This is a genomic window from Gordonia alkanivorans (assembly GCF_004011905.1).
Lineage (GTDB): Bacteria > Actinomycetota > Actinomycetes > Mycobacteriales > Mycobacteriaceae > Gordonia > Gordonia alkanivorans.
The window spans coordinates 4560401-4584474 of record NZ_CP027114.1; the positions used below are offsets into that span (position 1 = coordinate 4560401).

At 68.6% G+C, this 24074-nt stretch carries 18 protein-coding genes and 1 pseudogene; 1 reads left to right on the forward strand and 18 read right to left on the reverse strand.

Annotation, left to right across the window (positions count from 1 at the left end; genetic code table 11):
* Positions 1-36: 36 nt before the first annotated feature.
* The 16 genes and pseudogenes from C5O27_RS20720 to C5O27_RS20795 form a co-directional block, all read right to left on the reverse strand.
* Positions 37-612, reverse strand: coding sequence for a maleylpyruvate isomerase N-terminal domain-containing protein (locus tag C5O27_RS20720; protein ID WP_006359679.1), 576 nt, complete (start codon positions 610-612; stop codon positions 37-39).
* Between the two features lie 4 nt (positions 613-616).
* On the reverse strand, positions 617-1111 hold the full coding sequence (locus tag C5O27_RS20725) for an SRPBCC domain-containing protein (RefSeq protein ID WP_006359680.1): 495 nt from the start codon (positions 1109-1111) through the stop codon (positions 617-619).
* Complete coding sequence (locus C5O27_RS20730) at positions 1108-1491, reverse strand: ArsR/SmtB family transcription factor (protein ID WP_127963537.1); 384 nt, start codon at positions 1489-1491, stop codon at positions 1108-1110. Before C5O27_RS20730 ends, C5O27_RS20725 begins: the two co-directional genes overlap by 4 nt.
* A gap of 154 nt (positions 1492-1645) precedes the next feature.
* Entirely contained in the window at positions 1646-2557 is a 912-nt protein-coding gene (locus C5O27_RS20735) for a TauD/TfdA dioxygenase family protein (RefSeq protein ID WP_127963538.1), read from the reverse strand.
* Between the two features lie 279 nt (positions 2558-2836).
* A pseudogene (locus C5O27_RS20740) lies at positions 2837-3578 on the reverse strand (sulfite exporter TauE/SafE family protein).
* The gene (gene purH / locus C5O27_RS20745) at positions 3565-5139 is read right to left on the reverse strand and encodes a bifunctional phosphoribosylaminoimidazolecarboxamide formyltransferase/IMP cyclohydrolase (protein ID WP_035755609.1); all 1575 of its coding nucleotides are present in this window, start codon (positions 5137-5139) and stop codon (positions 3565-3567) included. The pseudogene C5O27_RS20740 and the gene purH overlap by 14 nt, the downstream one beginning before the upstream one ends.
* Complete coding sequence (purN, locus tag C5O27_RS20750; protein ID WP_040004242.1) at positions 5136-5759, reverse strand: phosphoribosylglycinamide formyltransferase; 624 nt, start codon at positions 5757-5759, stop codon at positions 5136-5138. The genes purH and purN overlap by 4 nt, the downstream gene beginning before the upstream one ends.
* A 45-nt stretch (positions 5760-5804) precedes the next feature.
* A complete protein-coding gene (locus tag C5O27_RS20755) occupies positions 5805-7409 on the reverse strand; it encodes a cell division protein PerM (RefSeq protein ID WP_425269582.1) in 1605 nt (534 codons plus the stop codon).
* A gap of 149 nt (positions 7410-7558) precedes the next feature.
* A complete protein-coding gene (locus C5O27_RS20760; protein ID WP_006359687.1) occupies positions 7559-8653 on the reverse strand; it encodes a DUF5336 domain-containing protein in 1095 nt (364 codons plus the stop codon).
* A 214-nt stretch (positions 8654-8867) separates the two neighbouring features.
* Positions 8868-10835 (reverse strand): acetoacetate--CoA ligase, encoded by a 1968-nt coding sequence (locus tag C5O27_RS20765; RefSeq protein WP_127963540.1) that lies wholly within the window; start codon positions 10833-10835, stop codon positions 8868-8870.
* A complete protein-coding gene (locus C5O27_RS20770; RefSeq protein WP_006359689.1) occupies positions 10832-12487 on the reverse strand; it encodes an AMP-binding protein in 1656 nt (551 codons plus the stop codon). Before C5O27_RS20770 ends, C5O27_RS20765 begins: the two co-directional genes overlap by 4 nt.
* A 74-nt stretch (positions 12488-12561) precedes the next feature.
* Positions 12562-13479: an HpcH/HpaI aldolase/citrate lyase family protein gene (locus tag C5O27_RS20775; protein ID WP_006359690.1), complete on the reverse strand. Its 918-nt coding sequence runs from the start codon at positions 13477-13479 to the stop codon at positions 12562-12564.
* A 5-nt stretch (positions 13480-13484) separates the two neighbouring features.
* Complete coding sequence (locus C5O27_RS20780; protein ID WP_006359691.1) at positions 13485-13985, reverse strand: MaoC family dehydratase; 501 nt, start codon at positions 13983-13985, stop codon at positions 13485-13487.
* A complete protein-coding gene (locus C5O27_RS20785; protein WP_127963541.1) occupies positions 13982-15127 on the reverse strand; it encodes an acyl-CoA dehydrogenase family protein in 1146 nt (381 codons plus the stop codon). The genes C5O27_RS20780 and C5O27_RS20785 overlap by 4 nt, the downstream gene beginning before the upstream one ends.
* Positions 15128-15197: 70 nt before the next feature.
* Positions 15198-17255, reverse strand: coding sequence for an acetyl/propionyl/methylcrotonyl-CoA carboxylase subunit alpha (locus C5O27_RS20790; RefSeq protein ID WP_040004244.1), 2058 nt, complete (start codon positions 17253-17255; stop codon positions 15198-15200).
* A 59-nt stretch (positions 17256-17314) separates the two neighbouring features.
* On the reverse strand, positions 17315-18892 hold the full coding sequence (locus tag C5O27_RS20795) for a carboxyl transferase domain-containing protein (RefSeq protein ID WP_127963542.1): 1578 nt from the start codon (positions 18890-18892) through the stop codon (positions 17315-17317).
* Between the two features lie 215 nt (positions 18893-19107).
* Between C5O27_RS20795 and C5O27_RS20800 the strand changes: the two genes are divergently transcribed.
* Positions 19108-22671 carry an indolepyruvate ferredoxin oxidoreductase family protein gene (locus tag C5O27_RS20800; protein ID WP_127963543.1) on the forward strand — a complete coding sequence of 1188 codons (3564 nt, stop codon included), beginning with the start codon at positions 19108-19110 and terminating at the stop codon, positions 22669-22671.
* Here C5O27_RS20800 and C5O27_RS20805 read toward each other — a convergent pair.
* Complete coding sequence (locus C5O27_RS20805; protein ID WP_127963544.1) at positions 22640-23497, reverse strand: N5-glutamine methyltransferase family protein; 858 nt, start codon at positions 23495-23497, stop codon at positions 22640-22642. The two genes, C5O27_RS20800 and C5O27_RS20805, sit on opposite strands and share 32 nt — an antisense overlap.
* On the reverse strand, positions 23478-24071 hold the full coding sequence (locus C5O27_RS20810; protein WP_127963545.1) for a DUF5336 domain-containing protein: 594 nt from the start codon (positions 24069-24071) through the stop codon (positions 23478-23480). The genes C5O27_RS20805 and C5O27_RS20810 overlap by 20 nt, the downstream gene beginning before the upstream one ends.
* Positions 24072-24074 lie beyond the last annotated feature (3 nt).

The following is a 24074-nucleotide window of genomic DNA, read 5'->3' on the forward strand; positions in this document are numbered from 1 at the left end:
ACTCCGAGTTGTGATGTGCGTGCGTGCCGTAGGGGTTCAGGCAGTACCCGGCGACCAGGCCGGGTCGCGGCCGACAAAGCCCATCAGGCGGCTGACGGCGTCGGCGTCGGCCGGCACCTCGACCGCGGGCCCGTACTGTCCCGAGCTCCGCAGCAGCTCGTCGATGGGGATCATCCCCTCGAGCAACACCCTGGCGTAGTCGGGATCGAGGCCCGGGGTGACGCCCTGCGACCGGGCGAGATCCCAGGAGTGCATGTACACGTCCGCGGTGTAGAACCGGTCGACCGCGTCGGCGAGGCGGTGCTCCCCCGCCATCGGATGGGTGAAGGTCTCCTGCGCCGACGGGCCGTCGAGCAGGTCCTGCACGGCTGCCGCATGCGCCGACCACGCTCTCGCAGGATCGTCCGCAACTCCGGGCCCACCCGGCAACCGCACGCCGCCGGCGTCGAGGAATCCGGTGAACCAGTCGACGAGGTGGGCGACGACATCACGTGCGGCCCACCCGTCGACCGGTGTGGGGGCGTCCCAGTCGGCGACGACGGCGATCGCGTCGGCGAATCCGGCCGCGACCTCCCGATGCCGGGCGGCGGGGTCGAGTTCGGTGAGGCTCATCGGCCTACAGCTCCCCGGATGCGAGCAGCTTGTCGATGCCGGCGTACCCCTCGTTGACGCCGACCTCCATGCCCGACGACAACCAGCCGTCGCGTGCTTCGAAGCTGTTGCATAGGGATTCGGCGTGCAGGCGCGTCGTTCCGTCACCCAGGTCCTCGAACCAGAGTGTCTCCAGCGACACCTGGTCGGGCATTCCCAGCCAGGTGAAGGTCTGCACGATCTTGTCCTCGCCCACGGTGTGGAAGCAGCCGCGGAATCCATGCTCCTGCCCCTCATGCGTGGAGATGTAGTGCCAGCTGCCGCCGTCGCGGACGTCCCATTCGACGATGCGGTTGGCGACAGAGTCCGGACCGTTCCAGCGGACGAACAGTTCGGGATCGGTGTGCGCTTTCATGAGTTGGGCGGGCGTGCCACGGAAGTCTCGGGTGATCCGGATGGCCGGGACTTCCCTGTCGGCCTCGATGGCGGCTTCGGGATAACGGGTTGCGGTGGTGCTCATGATGCCTTTCCTCTCCTTGTGGTGTTGTCGTTCTCGACTCGGGGACGTTCCGCCTCGGGGCCGTCGTTCATCTCCGCGAGCAGTGCGTCGAGGCGCTGGTAACGCTCCTCCGCCCGCTGCCGGTATCGCTCGATCCACTTGGTCATGAGGTCGAACACCTCTGCTTCCAGATGGACCGGACGTGTCTGGGCCTCCCGGGTTCGGGACACCAGACCGGCGTCCTCGAGCACCTTCAGATGCTTGGAGACCGCCTGGATGCTGACGTCGTACGGCTTCGCGAGCTGGGTGACCGTCGCGTCGGACACCGCCAGTCGCGCGACCATGTCGCGTCGGGTGGGGTCCGCGAGTGCGGCGAACACCTTGGTCAGCTCGTCGGCCATTCCGCACCCTCCTAAACCGTTTGGTTGAATACGACGATGCGCCTGGCCGCGCGCTTTGTCAACCCCTTGGTTGAATACACGGCTGAAGAAGATCCGTATGACGTTGCGCCCGGCTACCGGGCACAACGTCATACGGATCTCGGGTCGTGTCGGCTCAGGCAGGCCCGACCGGCGCGTCACCGCGCAGCGTGATGCGGTGCATGACCCGGCGGTTGACGCCATAGTCGCGGTTGGCGTAGTGCAGGGTGTTGCGGTTGTCCCACAGCACCAGGTCGCCGAGGCGCCAGCGGTGGCGCACGATGTGCTCGGGCTTGGTGATGTGCGCGTAGAGCAGGTCGAGGATGCCGCGGCTCTCGGCCTCCGACACTCCCTCGATGTGCGAGGTGAAGCCCGGGTTGACGAACAGCGACTTGCGGCCGGTTTCGGGATGCACCCGCACCACCGGATGGCTGACCGGCACGAGTTCGGTGACTTCCCTGCCGTCCCAGTTGTTTCCGCGTCCGTTGCGACGCTGCTTGAGGTAGTAGCCGAACTCGCGGCTGCCGTCGTGCACGGCGGTCAGCCCGTCGACGAGGCGTCGGATCGGCTCGGACAGCGACTGATACGCGAGTTCGGCGTCGGCCCAGTTGGTGTCACCGCCGTTGCGCGGCAACACGACCGGGCGCAGGATCGAACCCATCGGCGGACGCGGCATGAACGTCACGTCGGTGTGCCACACATCGGCGAATCCGTTGTCGGCACTGTCGAGTTCATAGACCTCGTCCGGCACGTCCCCGCTGTCCCACACCGGATGCCCGAAGGTGAGGTCGCCCAGCCGATTTCCGAACTCGATGTGCGACGCGTCGTCGAGCTGCTGATTCCGCAGCACGATGACCTTGTAGTCGATCAGCGCCTGACGGACGGCCCGCACCTCGTCGTCCGACGCGGTGGCGACGTCGAGACCGCGGATCTCGGCACCGAAGCTGGGCCCGAACTCGTCGACGTCGAGTTCGACGCCCCGGGAGACGATGCCGGCAGCGGGAGCAGTGGTGCGGCGGACGTCAGAAGCGGGATGGGAGATGGTCATGACGGTTCCTTCTCGAAGATGACTGGTGGTCGCGAGGGGCAACAGCCGCCGGCGGGGATCCGTGGTGGGATCCGTCGGACCAGTTCATCGAGTGGACCGTCATCAAACGCATCGACTCCGTTCCGTCCGCCGGCCCGGTACACGACATGCTCGACGAGCAGTCGTGGTGCGGGGCGGACTGTTCGACAACGGACACCCGTACTTTCTAATCCCCCGTCACCCGCTCGGACAGGGTTCGGCCCAGGGTGAGGAAAACACCCCGCGGCACCGACACGATCCTCAGCCGACCGCGAGCCACACCGCGAGGCCGAGACCACACAACCCGACGACGATCCGCAGCGGGCCGGCGGGCAGGCGTTTGACCACCGGCGGGCCGCACCAGCCGCCGAGCAGGCACCCGATCGCCATCGCGAGGGCCGCCCACCAGTCGACCGGGCCGAAGATCATGAAGCCGACCGCGGCGACCGCGTTGGCGACTCCGAGGAACACCGACCGACAGTGCAGCGCGCCAGAGCGGCTCGCTGGTGACCACCAGCATCAGAGCCAGGATCATGATGCCTGCGCCGGCGCCGAAATAGCCGCCGTAGATGCAGATCAGCGTCAGGCCGACGACGAAGATCCAGGGACGCTCGGCATGCGAGGTCGCCCATCGTCGCAGAACCGGTTGTACGAGAAGCGCTATGGCCGCGATGGCCACCAGGAACGGGACCAACGCCTCGAAGGCCTCGGCCGGCGTCAGGAGAAGCAGTACCGCACCGAGGGTCCCGCCGATCAGGGCGGCGATCAGCCCGATGACGAGGCGACGACGGTCGCCGTCGAGCAAGGCCTTTCCCGACTGGGCGGTGCTGCCCACCCCGACCGCGACGAGTGCGACCGTGTTGGTCACGTTCGCCGCGATCGGGGTGAGACCGACCGCGAGAAGTGCGGGATAGCTGACGATGGACGCCAGCCCGGTGATGTATCCGATCAGGCCCGCGCCGAAACCGGCGACGACCAGTAGTGCGAGATCAGTGAGCGAAATGGCGTGCCCCGGTGAGGTAGAGCGTCACGCCCGCCTCGTCGGCCGCCTCGATGACCTCGTTGTCGCGGATCGAACCGCCCGGCTGCACGACCGCCTTGACGCCCGCGGACAGCAGCACCTGCAGACCGTCCGGGAACGGGAAGAAGGCATCCGACGCCCCGACGGACCCGGCCGCGCGATCGCCGGCACGCTGGACGGCGAGGTGAGCGGAGTCGACACGGTTGACCTGGCCCATGCCGACGCCGACCGAGGCGCCGTCGGAGGCGAGCAGGATGGCGTTCGACTTCACCGAACGGCAGGCGCGCCAGGCGAATTCGAGGTCCGCGAGGGTCTGGGCGTCGGCCGGCGGGCCGGCGACGAGATTCCAGTTGTCCGGGTTGTCGCCCTCGGCGTCGATGACGTCGCGCTGCTGGATCAGCAGACCACCCGAGACCGGCTTGGTCTCGACCCCGGTGGCCGACGGCGGTGTCGCGACCAGCACGCGGATGTTCTTCTTGCGGGTGAGGACCGAGAGGGCGCCGTCGGCGAAGCCCGGCGCGACGACGACCTCGGTGAAGATCTCGGCGACCTGCTCGGCCATCTCGACGGTGAGCTCGCGGTTCGCGGCGATCACGCCACCGTAGGCGCTGACCGGGTCGCAGGCGTGGGCCTTGCGGTGCGCCTCGGCGATGTCGGCGCCGACCGCGATGCCACACGGGTTGGCGTGCTTGATGATCGCGACCGCCGGGGCCTCGAAGTCGTAGGCGGCGCGCCAGGCGGCGTCGGCATCGGTGTAGTTGTTGTAGCTCATCTCCTTGCCGTGCAACTGCTCGGCGGTGGCGAGGCCACCTTCCCCGGCGTTGCCGACGTAGAGAGCGGCCGCCTGGTGCGGGTTCTCGCCGTAACGCAGGACGGCCGAACGGTTCCAGGTGGCACCGGCCCAGATCGGGAACTGCGAATCGTCCTCGGGTGCGACGACACTCGACATCCACGAGGCGACGGCCACGTCGTAGTCGGCGGTGTGGCGGAATGCCTTGGCGGCCAGCTTCTTCCGGTCGGCGAGGGTGAACCCGCCGGCCGAGATCGCCTCGGTCACCTGTCCGTAGTCACCGGGGCTCGTCACGACGGCCACCGACGGGTGGTTCTTCGCCGCGCCGCGCACCATCGACGGGCCACCGATGTCGATCTGCTCGATGCACTCGTCGGGGGTCGCGCCCGAGGCGACGGTCGCGGTGAACGGGTAGAGGTTCACGACGACGAGATCGAATGCGGCGACGCCCAATTCGGCGAGCTGCGCGACATGGTCGTCCTTGCGGGTGTCGGCGAGGATGCCGGCGTGCACCTTGGGGTGGAGGGTCTTGACCCGGCCGTCGAGGCACTCGGGGAAGCCGGTCAGCGTCGACACCTCCACGACCGGGACACCGGCGTCGGCGATGGTCTTGGCGGTCGATCCCGTCGAGACGATCTCCACACCGGCGGCCTGGAGTGCGGTCGCGAGATCGGCCAGGCCGCTCTTGTCGTAGACACTCACCAGCGCGCGCCGGATGGGTCGGCGGGCGCTGTCAGCGGGCTGTGCGTTCACGGGATGCGGGCCTTTCGTCCATCGATGACTACTCCACGGGTGACCAGTGCGGTCACCACTTCGGCGAGCAACACGCGCTCGACCGTCTTGATGCGTTCGTGCAAGGTGTCGACGGTGTCGTCGTCGTCGACCGTGACCACCTGCTGCGCCAGGATCGGCCCGGTGTCGACGCCTTCGTCCACGAGGTGGACGGTCGCACCGGTGACCTTGACGCCGTAGTCGAGTGCCTCGGGCACACCGTGCGCGCCGGGGAATGCCGGCAGCAGCGCGGGGTGGCTGTTGACGATCCGTCCACCGAAGCGTTCGAGGAATGCGGGACCCAGGATCTTCATGAAGCCCGCGGTGACCACCCAGCCGGGATCGACGGCGGCGACCGCCTCGGTGAGCGCGGAGTCCCACGCGGCACGATCGGCGTGGTCGGCGACGCGGCAGGTGATCAGCGGGATCTCGTTGCGATGCGCGATCTCCTGGGCCCGGCAGACGCGATCGACCACGATGGCCGCGACCGCGAACGGGGCGTCGTCGGCGGCGGCGCGGGCGAGCAGCGACTCGAGCAGAGAACCGGTACCCGACGCCATCACCACGACGGGTGTTCGTACGGGCGCGGTCTCCGATGTCACGCTTGGGAGCCTAATAGCAGCACGTCGAGCGGGAATCGGCGGGTCTCAGCGCCGACGGCCGGCACCGGGTGTTCCCGGGTAGAGGTCGTAGTCGGCGTCGTCGACGAGATCGCTGTCGTCGACGTCCTCGGCCGGGATCCGGTTGGCCGAGGGCACGGTGTCGTCGCCGGCGGCAGGCACGAACCCGTCGGCCTCGTACCCCGCGTCTTCGTACCCCGCGTCTTCGTAGTCGGCTTCCTCGTAGACGGCCTCTTCGTACTCGCCGTCCTCGTAGACCGCGTCGTCGTACGCGCCCTCGAATTCACCCTCCGCGTCGGTGTACTCGACGTACTCGTCGTCCTCGTCGAGGTCGGCGACGATGACGTATTCGTCTTCGAAGCCGAGGTCACCCGGGTCGTCGAAGTACTCATCCCCCACCGCGGCGCGGGCGGCCCGAGTCGACGGCAGGAAGGCGTAGACGATCGCGAGGAGGATGCCGATGATCGCGATCCAGCCGAGCGTGAACACGCCGGCGGCGGATACGGTGACCGCGACGTCGCCGAACTCGCCCAGCGTGCCGCCGGCGGCCGCGGTCAGGATCGCCATGGCCGAGGCGGCGACGGCGGCGGCAACGCCGATCGAGCGCACGTGCGCGACCGGATTCAGGTCGCGACAGCGCCAGCCCACGAAGGCCGCGACGGCGGCGGGGGCGATCAGGCCGAGGAAGCCCCAGCTGCCCGCACCGGTTCCCTCGGGCAGGACCGCGAGGGCGGGTACGGGCGGGACCGCTCCACCGCGGACGGTGAACAGGTCGACGGTCATCGCACCGATCTGGACATCGGACCCGACGAGGATCGCGGTCGCGCCGATCATCAGGTTCGGCAGATACATCAGGGACAGCAGGCTGAGCCCGAGGAAGCCGTCGAAGTCGTAACCGGTGTCGATCAGCTCACCGATCTCGGTGTGCCGCATCAGCATGCGCAGGCACACCAGGACCGCGCCGGCGACCACCAGGGCCAGCACGGCGACGAGGCCGTAGCGGAAGCCGCGGCGGTCGGCGTAGGACATCCCCCACCGGGCCGCGAAGTCGTGTCGTCGGACCCACGTGACACCGGCCAGCGCGGCACCGCCGTGGATGCCGATCGTGTAGGCGAAGGCGATCAGCGCATTGGGTGTCTGCACCGGCAGCACCGATCCGCCGTCCATCACGATGGCCAGCGACATCGCGGTGATCAGGAGTGGGCCCACGATCGCCGAGCACACCACCGCCCCGACGTCGAACAGATCGTGCGCGGATCGTTGCGTGGGGCCGCTGCCGCCGATCGCGCGGGCCGTGAGGCGGGCGGTGCCGATCGCGACGACCAGGGTCGGCAGCAGCGGCAGGACACCGATCGTGACCCCGCTGATGGTGACCGGCACCTGGTGGATCGCCAGCCAGCTCGAGGCGATCGCACTGGGCAGGCCGGTGAGTCCGCTGCCCGCGAGCAGCAGCACCGTCAGCATCACGACGATGAGCGTGACCAGGGCGAGAGCGGGGACGGTGAACGCGACCACGGCCAGCTGCCGGGCCGACCCCTCGACGTCGTTGCGCTGGGCACGACGGGATCGTCGCAGTGCACGCAGCTGCGACGCCAGGTTCTCCGCGGTCGAGTCGGGCCTGAAGGTGGGCATCGTCATGAGCGTGGCATGGTCGGCCGCCGGGCCGTCGGAGACGCGCCGCGATGAGACGGAAAGCGTCTCACGTCACCGGGGACACGCATTGCCCCAGAGACGACAGGGCCCCGCCGACGCGTGTCGACGGGGCCCTGTCGGTGTCTGGATCAGCTACCGCTGCTGGTGGGCGGTTCGGGCTTCTGGAAGACCGTGGTCGAGTGATCGGCGGCCGGGCCGGCCTCGGACTCACTCGCGGAGGCGCCACCCGACTGCGCAGCACCGGACGACGCACCGGAGGCGCCTGCCGAGTACTGCCCCGGGGTGTAACCGCCGTAGCCGGACTCACCCGGTGCCGATGCCTGGCCGGACTGGGCGCTCGAGTAGCTCTGACCGGTGCCGGACGTCTGCGAGTACGCGGACGGGTCGTAGTTCGCCGAGGACTGCTGGCCGTACTGCGACTGTCCGCTGCCTGCGCCATAGGCGGTGGCCTGGGCGTCGCCGTGGGCCTGGCCCTGTCCGGCGGCCTGCTGGCCCGCCGAGGCCTCGGTGCCCGACGTCGCGGCCGTGATCGGTCCCGTGGCCGATGACGGGGCCGCGAGCGCGGGCGCCACCTTGACGACGTCGGCTTCGACGAGCAGCCACACGATCGCGAGGAGCGCCGACAGCAGCGAGAAGATCAGCAGGACGATGGCGCCGGAGGCGTTGTTGTCCACGCTGAGGAACAGGAACAGCGTGATCAGGAAGGCCGGAATGGTCAGCGCTGCGACGATCGGAGCCGCCGCGACCTTGACGCCCGGGATCAACGAGATGAGCGCCAGGACACCGGCGACGGCGACGAGCGCGTACGGGGCGTTGAACGGCGTCTGGAACAGCTCCACCGAGAAGTCATAGGCCCGTGCGGCGGCGAGGAACCCGGAGAACAGCACGACGAGACCGAACAGACCGATGACACCGGCCAGGATCGTCGGGGTGATCGCGGGCAGACCCTGGCTCGGCGGTTTCACCGGCTGCTGCTGGCCGTAGCCGTACTGTCCGTAGCCCTGCTGCGGATTCTGGCCGTACTGCTGCTGGCCGTAGCCCTGCTGCTGTCCGTACTGCTGGCCGTAACCCTGCTGCGGATTCTGACCGTACTGCTGTCCGTAGCCCTGCTGGGGGCCCTGCCCGTAACTCTGCTGACCGCTCTGCGGGTACTGCTGGCCGTACTGGCCGTGGGACTGTCCGGACTCGGGCTGCTGCCCGTAGCCCCCCGTTGGATACGTCATTGGCGATCTCCTGGTCGGCTCGTCTGGGTTATCTGGCTCAGGTCGCGCGCCGGTGATGACAGCATCGGCCGTCACCGCCCCGACGGGCACAACACCCGGCCCACGGTAGTACATGTGACCGGCGGGTCACATGGACCGTTCGGCGCCTGCCGTCGACGACACCGTCCACGCTAGGTCATGCGCGACGATGCCGTGGTGCGGCCGTGCACAGCCGTCACCAGCGATGAGCTCGGCCCTGTTCGGCGTACCAGTCGACGAGCGAATAATCGTCCACCGACTTCGGATCGATGTTGACCTCCGACCGGCCGGCCAGAATCGCCGTGACCGGAACCTCGAGCTTCTTCCCGGTGCGCGTGTGCGGGATACCCGGGGCCTCGATCACCTCATCGGGCACATGGCGTTTCGACAACCGGTCGCGGACCGCTGCGGCGATCCGCGCGGTGAGGGCGTCGTCGAGGACGGCACCGGGGACGAGGGTGACGAACAGCGGCATCCAGTAGGCGCCGTCGGGTCCGTCCACGCCGAGGACGAAGGCCTCCGCGATCTCGTCGAGCGCCTCCACGACCTCGTAGATGTCGGCTGATCCCATGCGGATTCCGTGACGGTTCAACGTCGCATCGCTGCGGCCGTGGATGACCAGGGAACCGCGTTCGGTCACGGTCACCCAGTCGCCGTGACGCCACACCGGCCCGTCGGGATGCGCTGTCGGCCTTTCCCACTCGTGGTCGAAGTAGGCGGAACGGTAACGCACGCCGTCCCGATCGTCCCAGAAGTGCACCGGCATCGACGGCATCGGCGCGGTGACGACCAGCTCGCCGACCTCGCCGACGAGGGGCGTACCGTCCGGCGCCCAACTCTCCAGCGCGACACCGAGATAGCGCACCGACAGCTCACCGGGTACCACCGGCACCCCGACCGATCCGCCGGCGAAGGCCGACACGATGTCGGTGCCGCCGCTGATCGACGAGATCGGCAGTCCCTGCTTCACGTGGTCGTCGACCCAGGTGAACAGGTCGGCGGCGAGCGAGGAACCCGTACTGCCCAGGGCGCGAAGCGGAGCGAGGTCGTGGTCGCGGCCCGGTTCGAGCCCGGCCTTCCGCGAGGCCTGCAGTTGCCCGGGCGAGGTGCCGAAGTAGGTGACCTTCTCGTCGGCGACGATCTGCCAGAGCTTGTCGGCGTCGGGGTAGAGCGGCGAACCGCTGTAACAGACGATCCGCGCCCCGCAGAGGAGACCGGCGACCTGGTAGTTCCACATCATCCAGCTGAGTGCGGTCTGCCAGAAGAAGACATCGTCCGACGACAGGTCACCGTGCAACGCACCGGCTTTGAGGTGTTCGACGACGACGCCGCCGTGCCCGTGGACGATGCCCTTCGGGCGGCCGGTCGTCCCCGAGCTGAACAACACCCAGAGGGGATGGTCGAAGTCCACGAGCACCGGTTCCGCGTCGCCGGCTTCCGCAGTGAGCGCGTCGGCGTAGTCGATCCGGGTCGGGCCCTGCCCCGACGGGCCGCCCGCGTCGTCGCCGATCGTGATGTGCGCGAGGAGTTCCGGCAGCAGACTCGCGAGTTCGGCGCTGTCCGCACGCTTGTCGATGTCCTTGCCGCCGTACCGGTATCCCGCGGCGCTGAACAGGATCTTCGGCCGGAGCTGACCGAGCCGACTGGCGGCACCCTGCGGCGCATAGTCCTGCCCGCACCCCGACCAGATGGCGCCGAGACTCGCGGTGGCGAGGAAGGCGACGACCGCCTCGGGGATGTCCGGCAGGTAGGCGGCCACGACATCGCCGGTCCCGATCCCCTGTGCCCGCAGTGTCGCGGCCAGGGCGGCAACCATTCCGGGAAGATCCGACCAGGCGATCTCGGAGCGTTCCCCGGCCTCGTCGATTCCGACGACGGCGGCACCCGGCAGGTCGGCGTGGCGCAGGATCTGGCTGACGTAGTTCAGCCGGACGCCCGGGAACCATCGGGCGCCGGGCATCCGCGCGTCGGCGAGAACGGCGGCGTCGCCCTCCGCGAGGGGTTCGGCGGCCAGGGCGTCGAGGTCGAAGAACTCCCACAGCGCGCGCCAGAACTGTGCCGGCTGCTGAACCGACCAGGACCACAACCGGTCGTAATCCGCGGCGTCCGCGCCGAACCGGCTCTCCGCGTGCCGACTGAACCGCTCGATCGCGGCACCGGTCATCGCAGGTCCTCCAGGATGTGGGTGGCCTCTTCGCGCATCGCGACCTTGCGCACCTTTCCGGTGACGGTCATCGGGAATTCCTTGACCACGTGGACGTATCGGGGGATCTTGTGCCGGGCGATCTTGCCGTCGGCGAAGGCCCGGACGTCCTCGGCCGTGAGATCGGTGGCGTGGTCGCGGAGGCGGACCCACGCCATCAGTTCTTCGCCGTACTTCTCGTCGGGGACACCGATGACCTGGGCGTCGAGAATGTCGGGATGAGTGTAGAGGAATTCCTCGATCTCGCGCGGGTAGATGTTCTCGCCGCCCCGGATCACCATGTCCTTGATCCGGCCGGTGATGCGGACGTAGCCGGCCTCGTCCATCTCGGCGAGGTCGCCGGTGTGCATCCACCCGTCGGCGTCGATGGCCTCGGCGGTCTTCTCCGGATCGTTCCAGTAGCCGGTCATCACCGAGTAGCCGCGCGTGCACAGCTCGCCGGTCTCGTTGCGGCCGAGCGTCTCCCCCGTGCCGGGCGCGACGATCTTGATCTCGAGATGCGGACCGACCTGGCCCACGGTGGTGACACGGAGTTCGAGGGGATCGTCGACCCTGGTCTGGGTGGACACCGGCGACGTCTCGGTCATGCCGTAGCAGATGGACACCTCGCTCATGTGCATCCGATCGACCACCTGGCGCATCACCTGCTCCGGACACGGCGAGCCGGCCATGATCCCGGTGCGCAGCGACGACAGGTCGGGTGCATAACCGTCCGGGGCGGCGTCGAGGAGAGCGAGTTCGGCGATGAACATCGTCGGCACGCCGTAGAGGCTGGTGCAGCGATGCTCGGCGACCGCGTCGAGCGTGGCCTTCGGGTCGAAGGCTGGGCCCGGGATCACCATGGCCGCACCGTGACTGGTGGCGGCGAGATTGCCCATCACCATGCCGAAGCAGTGGTAGAACGGCACCGGTAGGCAGATGCGGTCGTCGGCGGTGTAGTCGAGGAGCTCACCGACGAGGTAGCCGTTGTTCCCGATGTTGCGATGTGACAGCGTCGCGCCCTTGGGGAATCCCGTTGTGCCCGAGGTGTACTGGATGTTGATCGGGTCGTCGGCGGACAGCGACGCGGCGATCTCGGCAACCCGTGCCAGCTCCTCGTCGGTGGGGGTGGCGGTCAGTTCGGTCCATGCGGCGGACTCGAACGTCACCACCTCCCGCAGGTCCGGGCAGTGCGGATGCGCCTCCGCCAGCATCGACGCATATCCGGAGTCCTTGAACCGTTCGGCCGCGAGGACGACGCTCGTGCCGGATTGCCTGAGGGCGTACTCGACCTCGTTCTGCCGGTAGGCAGGGTTGAGGTTGACCAGGATCGCGCCGATCTCGGCGGTGGCGTACTGGACGAGCACCCACTCGAACCGGTTGGGCGCCCACAGTCCGACCCGATCCCCCCGCTTCACGCCCAGCCGCAGGAGGCCCGCGGCCAATGCCCGCACGTCACGGTGGAATTCGGTGTAGGTCCACTGCCGACCGGCACCGGCGTCGATGAGCGCGACGTGGCCGGCATACTTCTCGACGGTCCGCGCCAGGGTCACGCCGATGGTGTCCGTCAGCAGAGCCGGGCTCTGCGGCCCGTGGGTGTGTGCGAGGTTCTGGGCGTGAGCGTCATTGCTCATGAGCGGGCTCCGGTCTCTCGGTTGTCTCGGGAAACGAAACGAGGGGTGTCGAAAAACGTGTCAGTGCAGGGCGATCAGGCGTCGGCGGTGTCGGTGGGTCGTCCGGCCACGCGGGACAGCACGACCTCCGCCTGCCGGAGCACCGGACCGTCGATCATCTGCCCGTCGAGGCTGAAGACCCCGCCACCGTGTTCGGCGGAGCCGTCGATGACCTTGCGCGCCCACGCGATCGACTCCTCGGACGGCTGGTAGCCGGCGCGGATGTGCTCGACCTGCGACGGGTGGATGCACGCGGTCGCGGTGTAGCCGAGTGCCACCGCGTCGCGTACCTCGGCGACCAGGCCGTCGACGTCGTCGATGTCGAGATGCACCGAGTCGACGGCGAACTTCCCGTGCGCCGCGGCCGCGATGCGGACCATCGACCGGACCCAGGCGGCCACATCCCGGTACTCGCCGGGCCGCGGTTCGTCGGGCCCGAAGCGGCTCGACGTCCCGCCGAGTCCGGCGACCAGGTCCTCGGCACCCCACATGAGTCCGATGCAGTTCGACGTGGCGGCGATGTCGTTGGCGCGGGTCGCACCGAGCGGCGTCTCGATCAGCGCGATCGTCTGGAACGCGGTGTCCAGGATCGACGCCACGTCCTCCGACTTGGCCTGCATGACGACGCGGTAGTTCGTCTCGGAGACCGCGGCCAGGTCACGGCGGTAGTCGCCGGTCCCGGCCGGGTTGATCCGCACGATGGTCCGGTCCGGATCGATCGGGTTGGCGATCAACGCTTCCCGCGCGGCGGCGCGATTCTCCGGCGAGACCGCGTCCTCGAGGTCGAGGATCACGACGTCGGCACGGTCGAGTGCCTTCTGGTAGCGCTCGGGCCGGTCTGCGGGGCAGAACAGCAGTGCGGGCCCGGCGGGCAGCCAGGCGTTGTTCAGCTGGGAATCGCCCAGATTCGCGCCGCTCACGAGCGAGTTGTCGGCGGGTCCGTCGAAGAACATCGTCGTCACTCCGTAGGTTTCTTGCGCACCAACGTGGCCCGCGCGGCTCGCGCGACGACTTCGCCGTGCTGATTGCGTCCGATGTGGGTCAAGTTCACCACGCCCTCCCCCGGCCTCGACCGGGATTCGCGTTTACCGGTGCACAGGGTCTCGGCGTAGAGGGTGTCACCGGCGAACAGCGGCGCGGGGAACGCGACCTCGGAAAAACCGAGGTTGGCCACCAGTGTGCCCTGTGTCAGCTGGCTGACCGAGAGGCCCACGATCGTCGACAGCGTGAACATGGAGTTGATCAGGCGCTGCCCACCGAAGCCGGGCTGCTGCGCCGACCAGGCGGCGTCGAGGTGCAGGGCCTGGGTGTTCATGGTGAGCGTCGTGAACAGCACGTTGTCGGCCTCGGTGACGGTGCGTCCGGGACGGTGCTCGTAGAGGGTGTCCTCGGTGAACTCCTCGAACCACAGGCCGCGCTGGACGACGCGGTTCACGGGGGGCTGGTCGTTGCCGCTCATGCGAAACCCAGCTCTCGGGCGATGAGCATGAGCTGCACCTCGGTGGTGCCCTCACCGATCTCGAGGATCTTCGAGTCGCGGTAGTGACGGGCGACGGGGTAGTCGTTCATGAAACCGTAGCCGCCGTGGATCTGGGTGGCGATGCGCGCATTGTCCATGGCCGCCTCGCTGGCCACCAGCTTGGCGATCGACGCTTCCTTCTTGAAGGGCTTGCCCGCCAGCATCTTCGCCGCCGCGTCGTAGTAGGCGGTGCGGGCCACATGGGCTCGCGCCTCCATCCGGGCGATGGCGAAGGACACCGACTGGTACTCCCCGATCGGCTTGCCGAACGACTGACGCTCCTTGGCGTACTTGACGCTCTCGTCGACGCAACCCTGCGCGGCACCGGTCGCGAGCGCCGCGATCGCGATGCGGCCCTCGTCGAGGATCGACAGGAAGTTGGCGTAGCCGCGGCCGCGCTCGCCGAGCAGGTTCTCCTTGGGCACGCGCACATCGGTGAACGTGAGCGGGTGGGTGTCCGAGGCGTTCCAGCCGACCTTGTTGTAGGCCGGTTCGGCGGTGAAGCCGGAGGTTCCCGACGGCACGATGATCGTCGAGATCTCCTTCTTGCCGTTCTCCTTCACGCCGGTGACCGCGGTGACGGTGACCAGTGAGGTGATGTCGGTGCCCGAGTTGGTGATGAACTGCTTGCCGCCGTTGATGATCCACGAGTCACCGTCGTCGCGGGCGGTGGTCGCGGTGGCACCGGCGTCGGAGCCGGCCCCGGGCTCGGTGAGGCCGAAGCCGGCGAGCGCGGTACCGGCGGTGAGGTCGGGCAGGTACTGCTGCTTCTGCTCCTCGGTGCCGAAACGGTAGATCGGCATCGCGCCCAGGCTCACCCCGGCTTCGAGCGTGATGGCGACCGACTGGTCGACCTTGCCGAGCTCCTCGAGTGCGAGGGCCAGCGCGAAGTAGTCGCCGCCCATCCCGCCGTACTTCTCGTCGAAGGGCAGACCGAAGAGGCCCATCTTGCCCATCTGGGCGACGACCTCGTACGGGAAGGTGTGGTCGGCATCGTGTTTCGCGGCCACCGGCGCCACCACGGTCTGCGCGAAGTCGCGCACCGTCTCGATGAGGTCGGTGTACTCCTGCGTGAGTTCCATGAGAGTCCTGTTCACTCTTGTCGTTCGGTTCGGTTCATTACGAGCACTTCGAGGCTCAGGGGGCAGTGCCTCAGGGGGCGGGAACGGGCTCCCGGCTCTCCGCCGGCGTGACCACGGCGAGGATCTGTCCGGCATCCACCTTGTCACCCACCTTCACCGTGACGTCGACGGTTCCGTCGACGGGTGCGGTCAACGCGTGTTCCATCTTCATCGCCTCGACGACAACGACGGCCGCGCCGCTGCTCACCTCGTCACCGGAGGTGGCCCCGACGGCGACCACGGTGCCGGGCATCGGGCTGGCGATCTCGCCTGCGCGATCGTCGGCGGCCTCGTCGAGCAGCGGACGGGCGAGATCGAGGACCCAGGCGCCGGACGGTCCGGACACCCACCAGGATTCGCCGATCAGCGTCGACGACCAGGACTGGCTGACCCCGTCGACGATGAGGCGGTCGGAATCACGACCGTCGCCCGACTGTGCGGGGAGGTAGACGACGCCGGCGGTCCACGACTCGCCCTCGGCCCCGTCGACGCCCTCGTCGACCACGGTCGCCGACCCCGAGATCGAGTGCGTATCGGTGTGTTCGACGCGGATCGACACGGTGGAGTGGTGTCCGCCGCTCACGAGCCTGGTGATCACCGGCGCCGGTTCGCCGACGCGCCAGCCGACCGCCGACGACCAGACGTCCCCACGGTCCCGGGTCCCGATGCGGGCGAGGCCGACGAGGACCTGCGCCTCCGGCGATGGTTGCGGCACTGCGTAATCGGCGACGAGTCGGTCGAGCAGTTCGGTGTCGAGCTCGGCGTCGACGACGGCCTGCTGCCGGAGGACGAAGCGGCAGAAGTCGATGTTGGTGACGACACCGAGGACGCGGGTGTGCGCCAGCGCCTGGTCGAGGCGTTCGAGCGCCTCCTCGCGGTCGCTGCCGTGCGCGATGATCTTGGCGAGCATCGGGTCGTAGTCGCTGCCGACGCGCAGCCCTTCGAGCATGGCGGAGTCGACGCGGATGCCGCTGCCCGACGCGGTGTCCGGGTGGACGAGGTGTTCGATGGTGCCGCCGGTGGGGAGGAAACCGCGGGCGGGATCCTCGGCGTACACGCGGGCCTCGATGGCGTGGCCGGTGAGGGTGATGTCGCCCTGGGCGAAGCCGAGGACCTCGCCGCGGGCCACGCGGATCTGCTGCTCCACCAGGTCGATTCCGGTGACCAGTTCGGTGACCGGGTGCTCGACCTGCAGGCGGGTGTTCATCTCCATGAAGAAGAACTCGTCCGGCTTGTGGGCCGAGACGATGAACTCGACGGTGCCGGCGCCGGTGTAGCCGACGCTGCGGGCGGCGTCGCAGGCCGCCTCACCGATCCGGGCACGGGTGTCGGCGTCGAGCAGCGCCGACGGCGCCTCCTCGATGACCTTCTGGTGGCGGCGCTGCAGGGAGCATTCGCGTTCGCCGAGATGGATCACGTTGCCGTGCGTGTCGGCGAGGACCTGTACCTCGATGTGGCGCGGGGTGTCCACGAAGTGTTCGAGGAACAGTGCGTCGTCGCCGAACGCGGCGCCCGCCTCGCGTCGTGCGCGCTGGAGTGCCGCGGGCAGGTCGGCTGGGTCGGCGACGCGGTGCATGCCCTTGCCGCCGCCGCCGGCGCTCGGCTTGATGAGGACCGGGAAGCCGATGTCGGGGGCGGCCGCGATCAGGTCCTCGTCGGTGAGGCCGGGACGCGAGAGACCCGGCACCACCGGCACGTCGCGCGCGGTGACCGCGGCACGCGCGGTGATCTTGTCGCCCATCGTCGCGATGGCCTCGACCGGCGGACCGATGAAGACGATGCCCGCCTCCGCCAGCGCGGCGGCGAATTTCTGGTTCTCCGAGAGGAATCCGTAACCGGGGTGGACGGCATCGGCACCGGTCTTGCGGGCCGCGTCGACCACGGCGTCGATGTCGAGATAGCTCTGGGCCGCCGCGGCCGGTCCGATGCGGACCGCGACGTCGGCCTCGCGGACATGGCGTGCTTGCGCATCGGCGTCGGAGTAGACGGCGATACTGCGGATTCCCAGGCGGCGCAGCGTGTCGATCACCCGGCAGGCGATCTCACCGCGGTTCGCCACCAGGACGCTGCGAATGGGTCTGGTGCTCACGGTCTCGGTCTTCTCCTCGGTCGTGGGTGAACTCGGGGATGGCATGTCGGTCTCCGCTCTCACATCCGGAAGACGCCGTAGCGCGGGTCGGCCAGCGGGGCGTACCGCGCCGTCTCGAGCGCGAGGCCGAGCAGCGTGCGGGTCTGGGCCGGATCGACGATCCCGTCGTCCCACAGTCGGGCCGTCGAGTAGTAGGCGTCGGACTGCCGCTCGAACTGTTCGCGGATGGGCGCCTTGAAGGCCTCTTCGTCCTCGGCGGCCCAGGAGTCCCCGGACCGCTCGATCTGGTTGCGGCGCACCGTGCCCAGGGTGTCCGCGGCCTGCGGGCCACCCATCACGGAGATGCGGGCGTTGGGCCACATCCACAGGAACCGCGGCGAGTAGGCCCGGCCGCACATCGAGTAGTTGCCGGCGCCGAACGAGCCGCCGACCATGACAGTGAACTTCGGGACACGCGCACACGCGACCGCATTGACCATCTTGGCGCCGTTCTTGGCGATGCCACCCTGCTCGTAGGCCTTGCCGACCATGAACCCGGTGATGTTCTGCAGGAAGATCAACGGGATTCGACGCTGGTCGCAGAGCTCGATGAAATGCGCTCCCTTGAGCGCGGATTCGCTGAAGAGCACACCGTTGTTGGCGATGATGCCCACCGGGTGTCCGTGGATGTGCGCGAAGGCGGTGACCAGGGTCGTGCCGTAGTTGGCCTTGAACTCGGTGTATTCACCGGCGTCGCAGATGATCTCGATGACCTCGCGCACGTCGTACGGGGTCCGCGAGTCGGTGGGCACCACGTCGTAGATGTCGGTCTGCGGACGGAGCGGCTCCCGCGACGGGATGGTCTCCCACTGCGGCGCCTCACGCGGACCGAGGGTTGCGACGATCTCACGGACCTTCGCGAGTGCCTGCTGGTCGTTGTCCACGAGGTGGTCGGTGACGCCGGAGACCGACGAGTGCATCGCGCCGCCGCCGAGGTCCTCGGCCGAGACGTCCTCGCCGGTCGCGGCTTTCACCAGCGGCGGACCTGCCAGGAAGATGGTGCCCTGGTTGCGGACGATGACCGTCTCGTCGCTCATCGCCGGGACGTAGGCGCCGCCGGCGGTCGAGGAACCGAGGACGGCGGCGATCTGCGGGATGCCCGCGGCGCTCATCGTGGCCTGGTTGTAGAAGATGCGACCGAAGTGGTCGCGGTCCGGGAAGACCTCGTCCTGCTGCAGCAGCATCGCGCCGCCGGAGTCGACGAGGTAGATGCAGGGCAGCCGGTTGGCGGCCGCGATCTCCTGCGCGCGCAGGTGCTTCTTCACCGTCACCGGGTAGTAGGTGCCACCGGAGACCGTGGCGTCGTTGGCGACGATCATGCACTCCCGGCCGGCCACGCGGCCGACGCCGGCGATGACACCGGCGGCCGGTGCCTTGTCGTCGTACATCCCGAACGCGGCGAGCGGGGCGACCTCGATGAACGGCGAGCCGACGTCCAGGAGTCCGTCGACGCGGTCGCGCGGCAGCAACTTCCCGCGTGAGACGTGGCGCTCACGCGCCTTGGCCCCGCCGCCGGCGGCGACCGTCGTCAGGCGCTGGTGGAGCAGGTCGAGATTCTGCTGGTGCGTGGCCCGGAAGCCGTCGAGCGTGCTGGTCACCGTCGACCCTTCAGTTAGTTGGGATTAACTGAACGGAATAGTACGCCATCGAGTGGCGCGTGTCACGTCCGCGCCTCGCAATCGGACCGCGTGACGCGCGTCACGTCATCTCGTACTGTGGTGGCAGGCCCACCACCCCCGGGCCCCCACAACCGATGCGTCGATCCCCGGCACGACCGGAGAAGGCCACCGCACATAGAAGGCCAGGTAACCCCATGACCCTCGCAGACGACCGCGCACGCTTCCAGCAGGTGCCGTCCACCGAAACACGCACGTCAGAGCCCCGTACGGACGGCTTCTCGCTCGACGACCGGTACGCCCGCGAGTCGGGCACGATCTACCTCTCCGGCATCGCGGCCCTGGTCCGCATGGTTCGCGACCGCGCTCGCGTCGACCGCCGCCAGAACCTGAACACCGCCTCGTTCATCTCCGGCTACGAAGGCTCTCCCCTCGCCGGCTACGACCTCGAACTCGCTCGACGCCGCGCCCTCCTCGCGCCCTACGACATCACCCACCGTCCCGGCCTGAACGAGGAGATCGCCGCCACCTCGGTGATGGGCTCGCAGGTCGCCGCCCAGGTCGCCGACCTCGCTCCCACCGCCGACGGCTCGCCCCGCGACGGCGTCGTCGGCTACTGGTACGGCAAGGCCCCCGGCCTCGACCGCGCCACCGACGCGATCCGGCACGCCAACCTCGTCGGTACGCATCCGTCCGGAGGCGCCGTCGCGCTCGTCGGCGACGACCCCGGTGCGAAGTCCTCGACGGTGCCGTGCGCGTCGGAGATGGCCCTGGCCGACCTCTACATCCCGATCCTCTACCCGGCCGACTCGCAAGACATCCTCGACCTCGGCGTGCACGCGGCGGTCATGAGCCGCGTCAGCGGGCTGTGGACGTCGCTGAAGATCTCGGCCCACGTCGCCGACGGCGCGTCGACCGCCCACGTCGATCCCGACCGGATCATCCCCACCTACGGCGATCTCGGACGGAGCCCGCACGTACCGAGCGGACGGCTTCTGGGCGCCAATCTGATGGAGCTCGAACAGAATCAGCTCACCACGCGCATCCCTCGCGCCCTGGAGTATGCGCGGCTCAACGGGATCAACAAGATCGTGGTGTCGACCCCCGACGATCGAATCGGCATCGTCGCCGCGGGCAAGACCTACCTCGATCTCCGAGAGGCGTTGCGCCTGCTGAACATCAGCGACGACGACCTGCACCGTCTGGGCATCCGCATCCTCAAGCTGGGGATGGTCTACCCGATCGAGCGGGACATCCTCGACCGCTTCATGTTCGGCACTGCGCGCGGTGATCTCGACGAGGTCATCGTCATCGAGGAGAAGCGCGACTTCATCGAGACGATGATGCGCGACATCCTGTTCCGTCATCCGCGTGCACCGCGCATCGTCGGCAAGGTCCACGAGGACGGGTCGACACTGTTCTCCCGCTTCGGCGAGCTCGACGTCGACGCCGTCACCCGCGGCCTCGCGGATCGTCTCGCACTTCATCACGTCGACGCCGCGCAGGCGTGGATCGACAAGAAGTCGCGGCGTCGTACCCGCATCGAACTCCCTCTCGCCGTGCGCACGCCGTACTTCTGCTCCGGATGCCCGCACAACAGCTCGACCAAGGTATCCGAGGACACCCTCGTCGGCGCCGGAATCGGTTGTCACGCGATGGTTCTCCTGATGGACCCGCGCCAGGTCGGCGATGTCGCCGGCGTGACGCAGATGGGTGGCGAGGGTGCGCAGTGGATCGGCATGGCGCCGTTCGTCTCCGCCGGGCACTTCGTGCAGAACGTCGGCGACGGCACGTTCATGCACTCGGGATCGCTGGCGCTGCGGGCCGCGGTCGCGTCGGGCGAGAACATCACCTACAAGTTGCTCTACAACGGCACCGTCGCCATGACCGGCGGCCAGGATCCGGTCGGCGAGATGGGCCTGCCGCGGCTGACCTCCCTTCTGATCGACGAGGGCGTCAGCAAGATCGTCGTGACCTCCGACGATCCGAAACGCACTCGCGCGCTGGGCCTCCCGAAGAGTGTGGAGGTTCGCCATCGCGACGACCTGCTCGACGTGCAGACCGAACTCGCCGGCGTGTCCGGCGTGACCGTCCTCGTCCACGATCAGCACTGCGCCGCGGAGAAGCGCCGGAAGCGCAAGCGCGGCACCATGTCCACCCCCACCACGCGGGTGATGATCAACGAACGCATCTGTGAGGGCTGCGGCGACTGCGGCGAGAAGTCGAACTGCCTGTCCGTGCATCCGGTGCAGACCGAGTTCGGGCGCAAGACGCAGATCGACCAGAGTTCGTGCAACCTCGACTACTCGTGCCTGAAGGGCGACTGCCCGTCGTTCGTCACCGTGACCCCGGGGACTACGCGGACGAGGGCCCGCGCCACCGACATCCCCGAGACACTGCTGCCGCAACCGACGCTGCCCGCCGTGCGGGACACGTTCTCGCTGCGGGTCACCGGTATCGGCGGAACCGGTGTGGTGACGGTGTCGCAGGTGCTGGCGACGGCCGCGGTCCTCGACGGTCACGCCGCGCGCACCGTCGACATGACGGGCCTGGCGCAGAAGGGCGGTGCCGTCGTCAGCGACATCAAGGTCGCGCCGCACGACGTCGAACAGGCCGCCAAGGTCGCCTCCGACGACTGCGACCTCTACCTCGTCTGCGACCCTCTGGTCGGCACCGATCCGGTCAACCTGAAAGTCGCAGCGCCGGAGAAGACCGTCGCCGTGGTGTCCACGACGCAGGTGCCCACCGGTCTCATGGTCATCGACACCTCGGTCGGCTTCCCCGCGGAGACCGCGATCCACTCGGCGATCGACGCGAAGGTCACCCGCGGCCTGTACCTCGACTCGGGGGCGCTGTCGACGGCACTCTTCGGTGACGAGCAGTTCGCCAACATGCTCATGGTCGGCGCCGCGTATCAGGCGGGCGCACTGGCCATCTCGGCCTCGTCGATCGAGCGGGCGATCGAACTGAACGGCGTCGCGGTCGACGCCAACGTGCAGGCCTTCCGGCGAGGACGTCAGGCGGTGGCCGACGCCGATGCCGTGTCCGCGACCATCGCCTCGCTGCACGGCACCGCGACCACGGAACCGGAGCCGTCCGACCACGCGATGCGCGTGGTCCGCACGAGCGGTTTCGGCGACGAGCTGACGCGCACCGTGGCCCTTCGCTACGACGAACTGATCGCCTACGCCGACGAACGCTATGCGCGTGAGTATCTCGACGTCGTCGAGCGGGTGCACGGTGACGCGGACAACGACGCGCTGACCGACGCGGTCGCACGCAACCTGTACAAGCTGATGGCCTACAAGGACGAGTACGAGGTGGCCCGCTTGACGCAGGACGCCGCGTTCGCGGCGAAGGTCGCCGATCAGTTCGGTGCGGACGCCGAGGTCGCGATCCGGCTGCATCCGCCGGCACTGCGCCAGATGGGCATGCGGGAGAAGATGTCCCTCGGGGCTTGGGCGAACCGTCCGATGGGCGCGCTCGCGAAGATGAAGAGACTTCGCGGGACACCACTCGACCCGTTCGGCCGCAACGAGATCCGTCGCACCGAACGGGCGCTGATCGTCGAGTACCGGGAGATCGTCGACCAACTGCTCGCCGCCGTGCAGGGCGGACGCGTCGGTGACGCCGAGATGCCGGCCGTGGTGGAACTCGCCGGCCTCCCCGACATGGTGCGCGGCTACGAGAGCGTGAAGATGCGCAATGTCGAGAAGTATCGGGCGGAGGTCAGCCGGCTGCGGGGCGCTCTCGGAATCTGACACCCCGGCCCGGCAGCCACCGGCGGAAGCGGGCGACCACGGTCTGACCGTCGTCGCCTGCCACGGCGTCGATGTCGAACGCGCGGCGTCCGTCACCGGCCGCGACGGCGTCGAACTGGGCGACGTTCATCTCGATGAGCAGGGTGCCGGTGTCGGAGAGCCACGTCTGCGCGGCGTCGACGAGTGTGTCGACGTGATCGAGTCCGTCCACTCCCCCGGTGAGGGCGCGTCGGGGTTCGTGGTCGCGTGCTTCCGGAGCGAGCAGTCCGAAGGCGTGATCGGGGACGTACGGCGGGACGGCGGCGATCACGTCGACGTGGCCCGCGAGTGACTCGGGCACCGCGTCGAAGCCGGTTCCGTGATGGATCTGCGCGTCGTCGGGCAGGTTTCGCCGGGCGTGCACGAGCGCATCGGCGGCGATGTCGGCGGCATGCACCCGCGCGCCGCTGACGGAAGCGGCCACGACCGACGCGATCGGAGCCACCCCGCAGAACGCCTCGAGGACAACGGGATCGGTACGCTCCCCCGCGGCCCGGACTGCTTCCTGCGCCAGGAGCAGAGACCGCTGTCGCGGTACGAACACACCCGGCCCGACGCGGAGCCGCAGATCCCCGAACTCCACCCAGCCCAGCAGGTGTTCGAGTGGTTCACCCGCGATCCGACGCTCCACCAGCTCGTCGAGTTCGTCTGCAACGGAGGCATGTTGCCGGAGTAGCGCGGCCTCGTCCTCGGCGAACACACAGCCCGCACGACGAAGAGCATCCGCCAGCGGGTCTCCGAGAAGTCCGGCCGGCTGCACATGTACGTCAGGAGATTGCGGCGTCATCCTTCTTGAGACCGTACAAGAACGATGCGGTCATCAGGAGCGCCACCTGCACGAATCCGAAGATCAGCCCGAGAATGGCGCCGGCCCCGAGTTCGACGGACGGCGGCATGATCAACGCCGAGGCGAACAGTGCCAGCCACCCGGCGAGCGCGATCACGGCGAGGAAGGGCAGGGCCTTTCGATACCGGGGAACCAGCATGAACGTCGTCGCGACCCCGACAACACCGAGCACGACGAAGAACTTGCCGGGGTTCAGCACGATGTCGTCGGAGAAGAACCCGGGGATACTGTCCCGCCCTTCTATGAAATCGCGTTCCCACGAATCGATCCCCTGCTGCGCCCCGGGCAACGCGGTGATCCAGCTGACGAAGCCCATGCAGTAGGTGACGATCCCGGCGACCGCCGCACCGAGGGCAAAGATCACCGACCGATCGGGAACCCCGCCGGTGGGCGGGCCGCCCTGGAACTGCGCAGTCTGACCCTGATTGCCAGGGAATCCACCGGTCTGCGGTTGCCCTGGTGGGGTCGGCGACCAGTGGCCGCCCTGCTGCTCGTCGGCATCGCCTGGATTCACGGC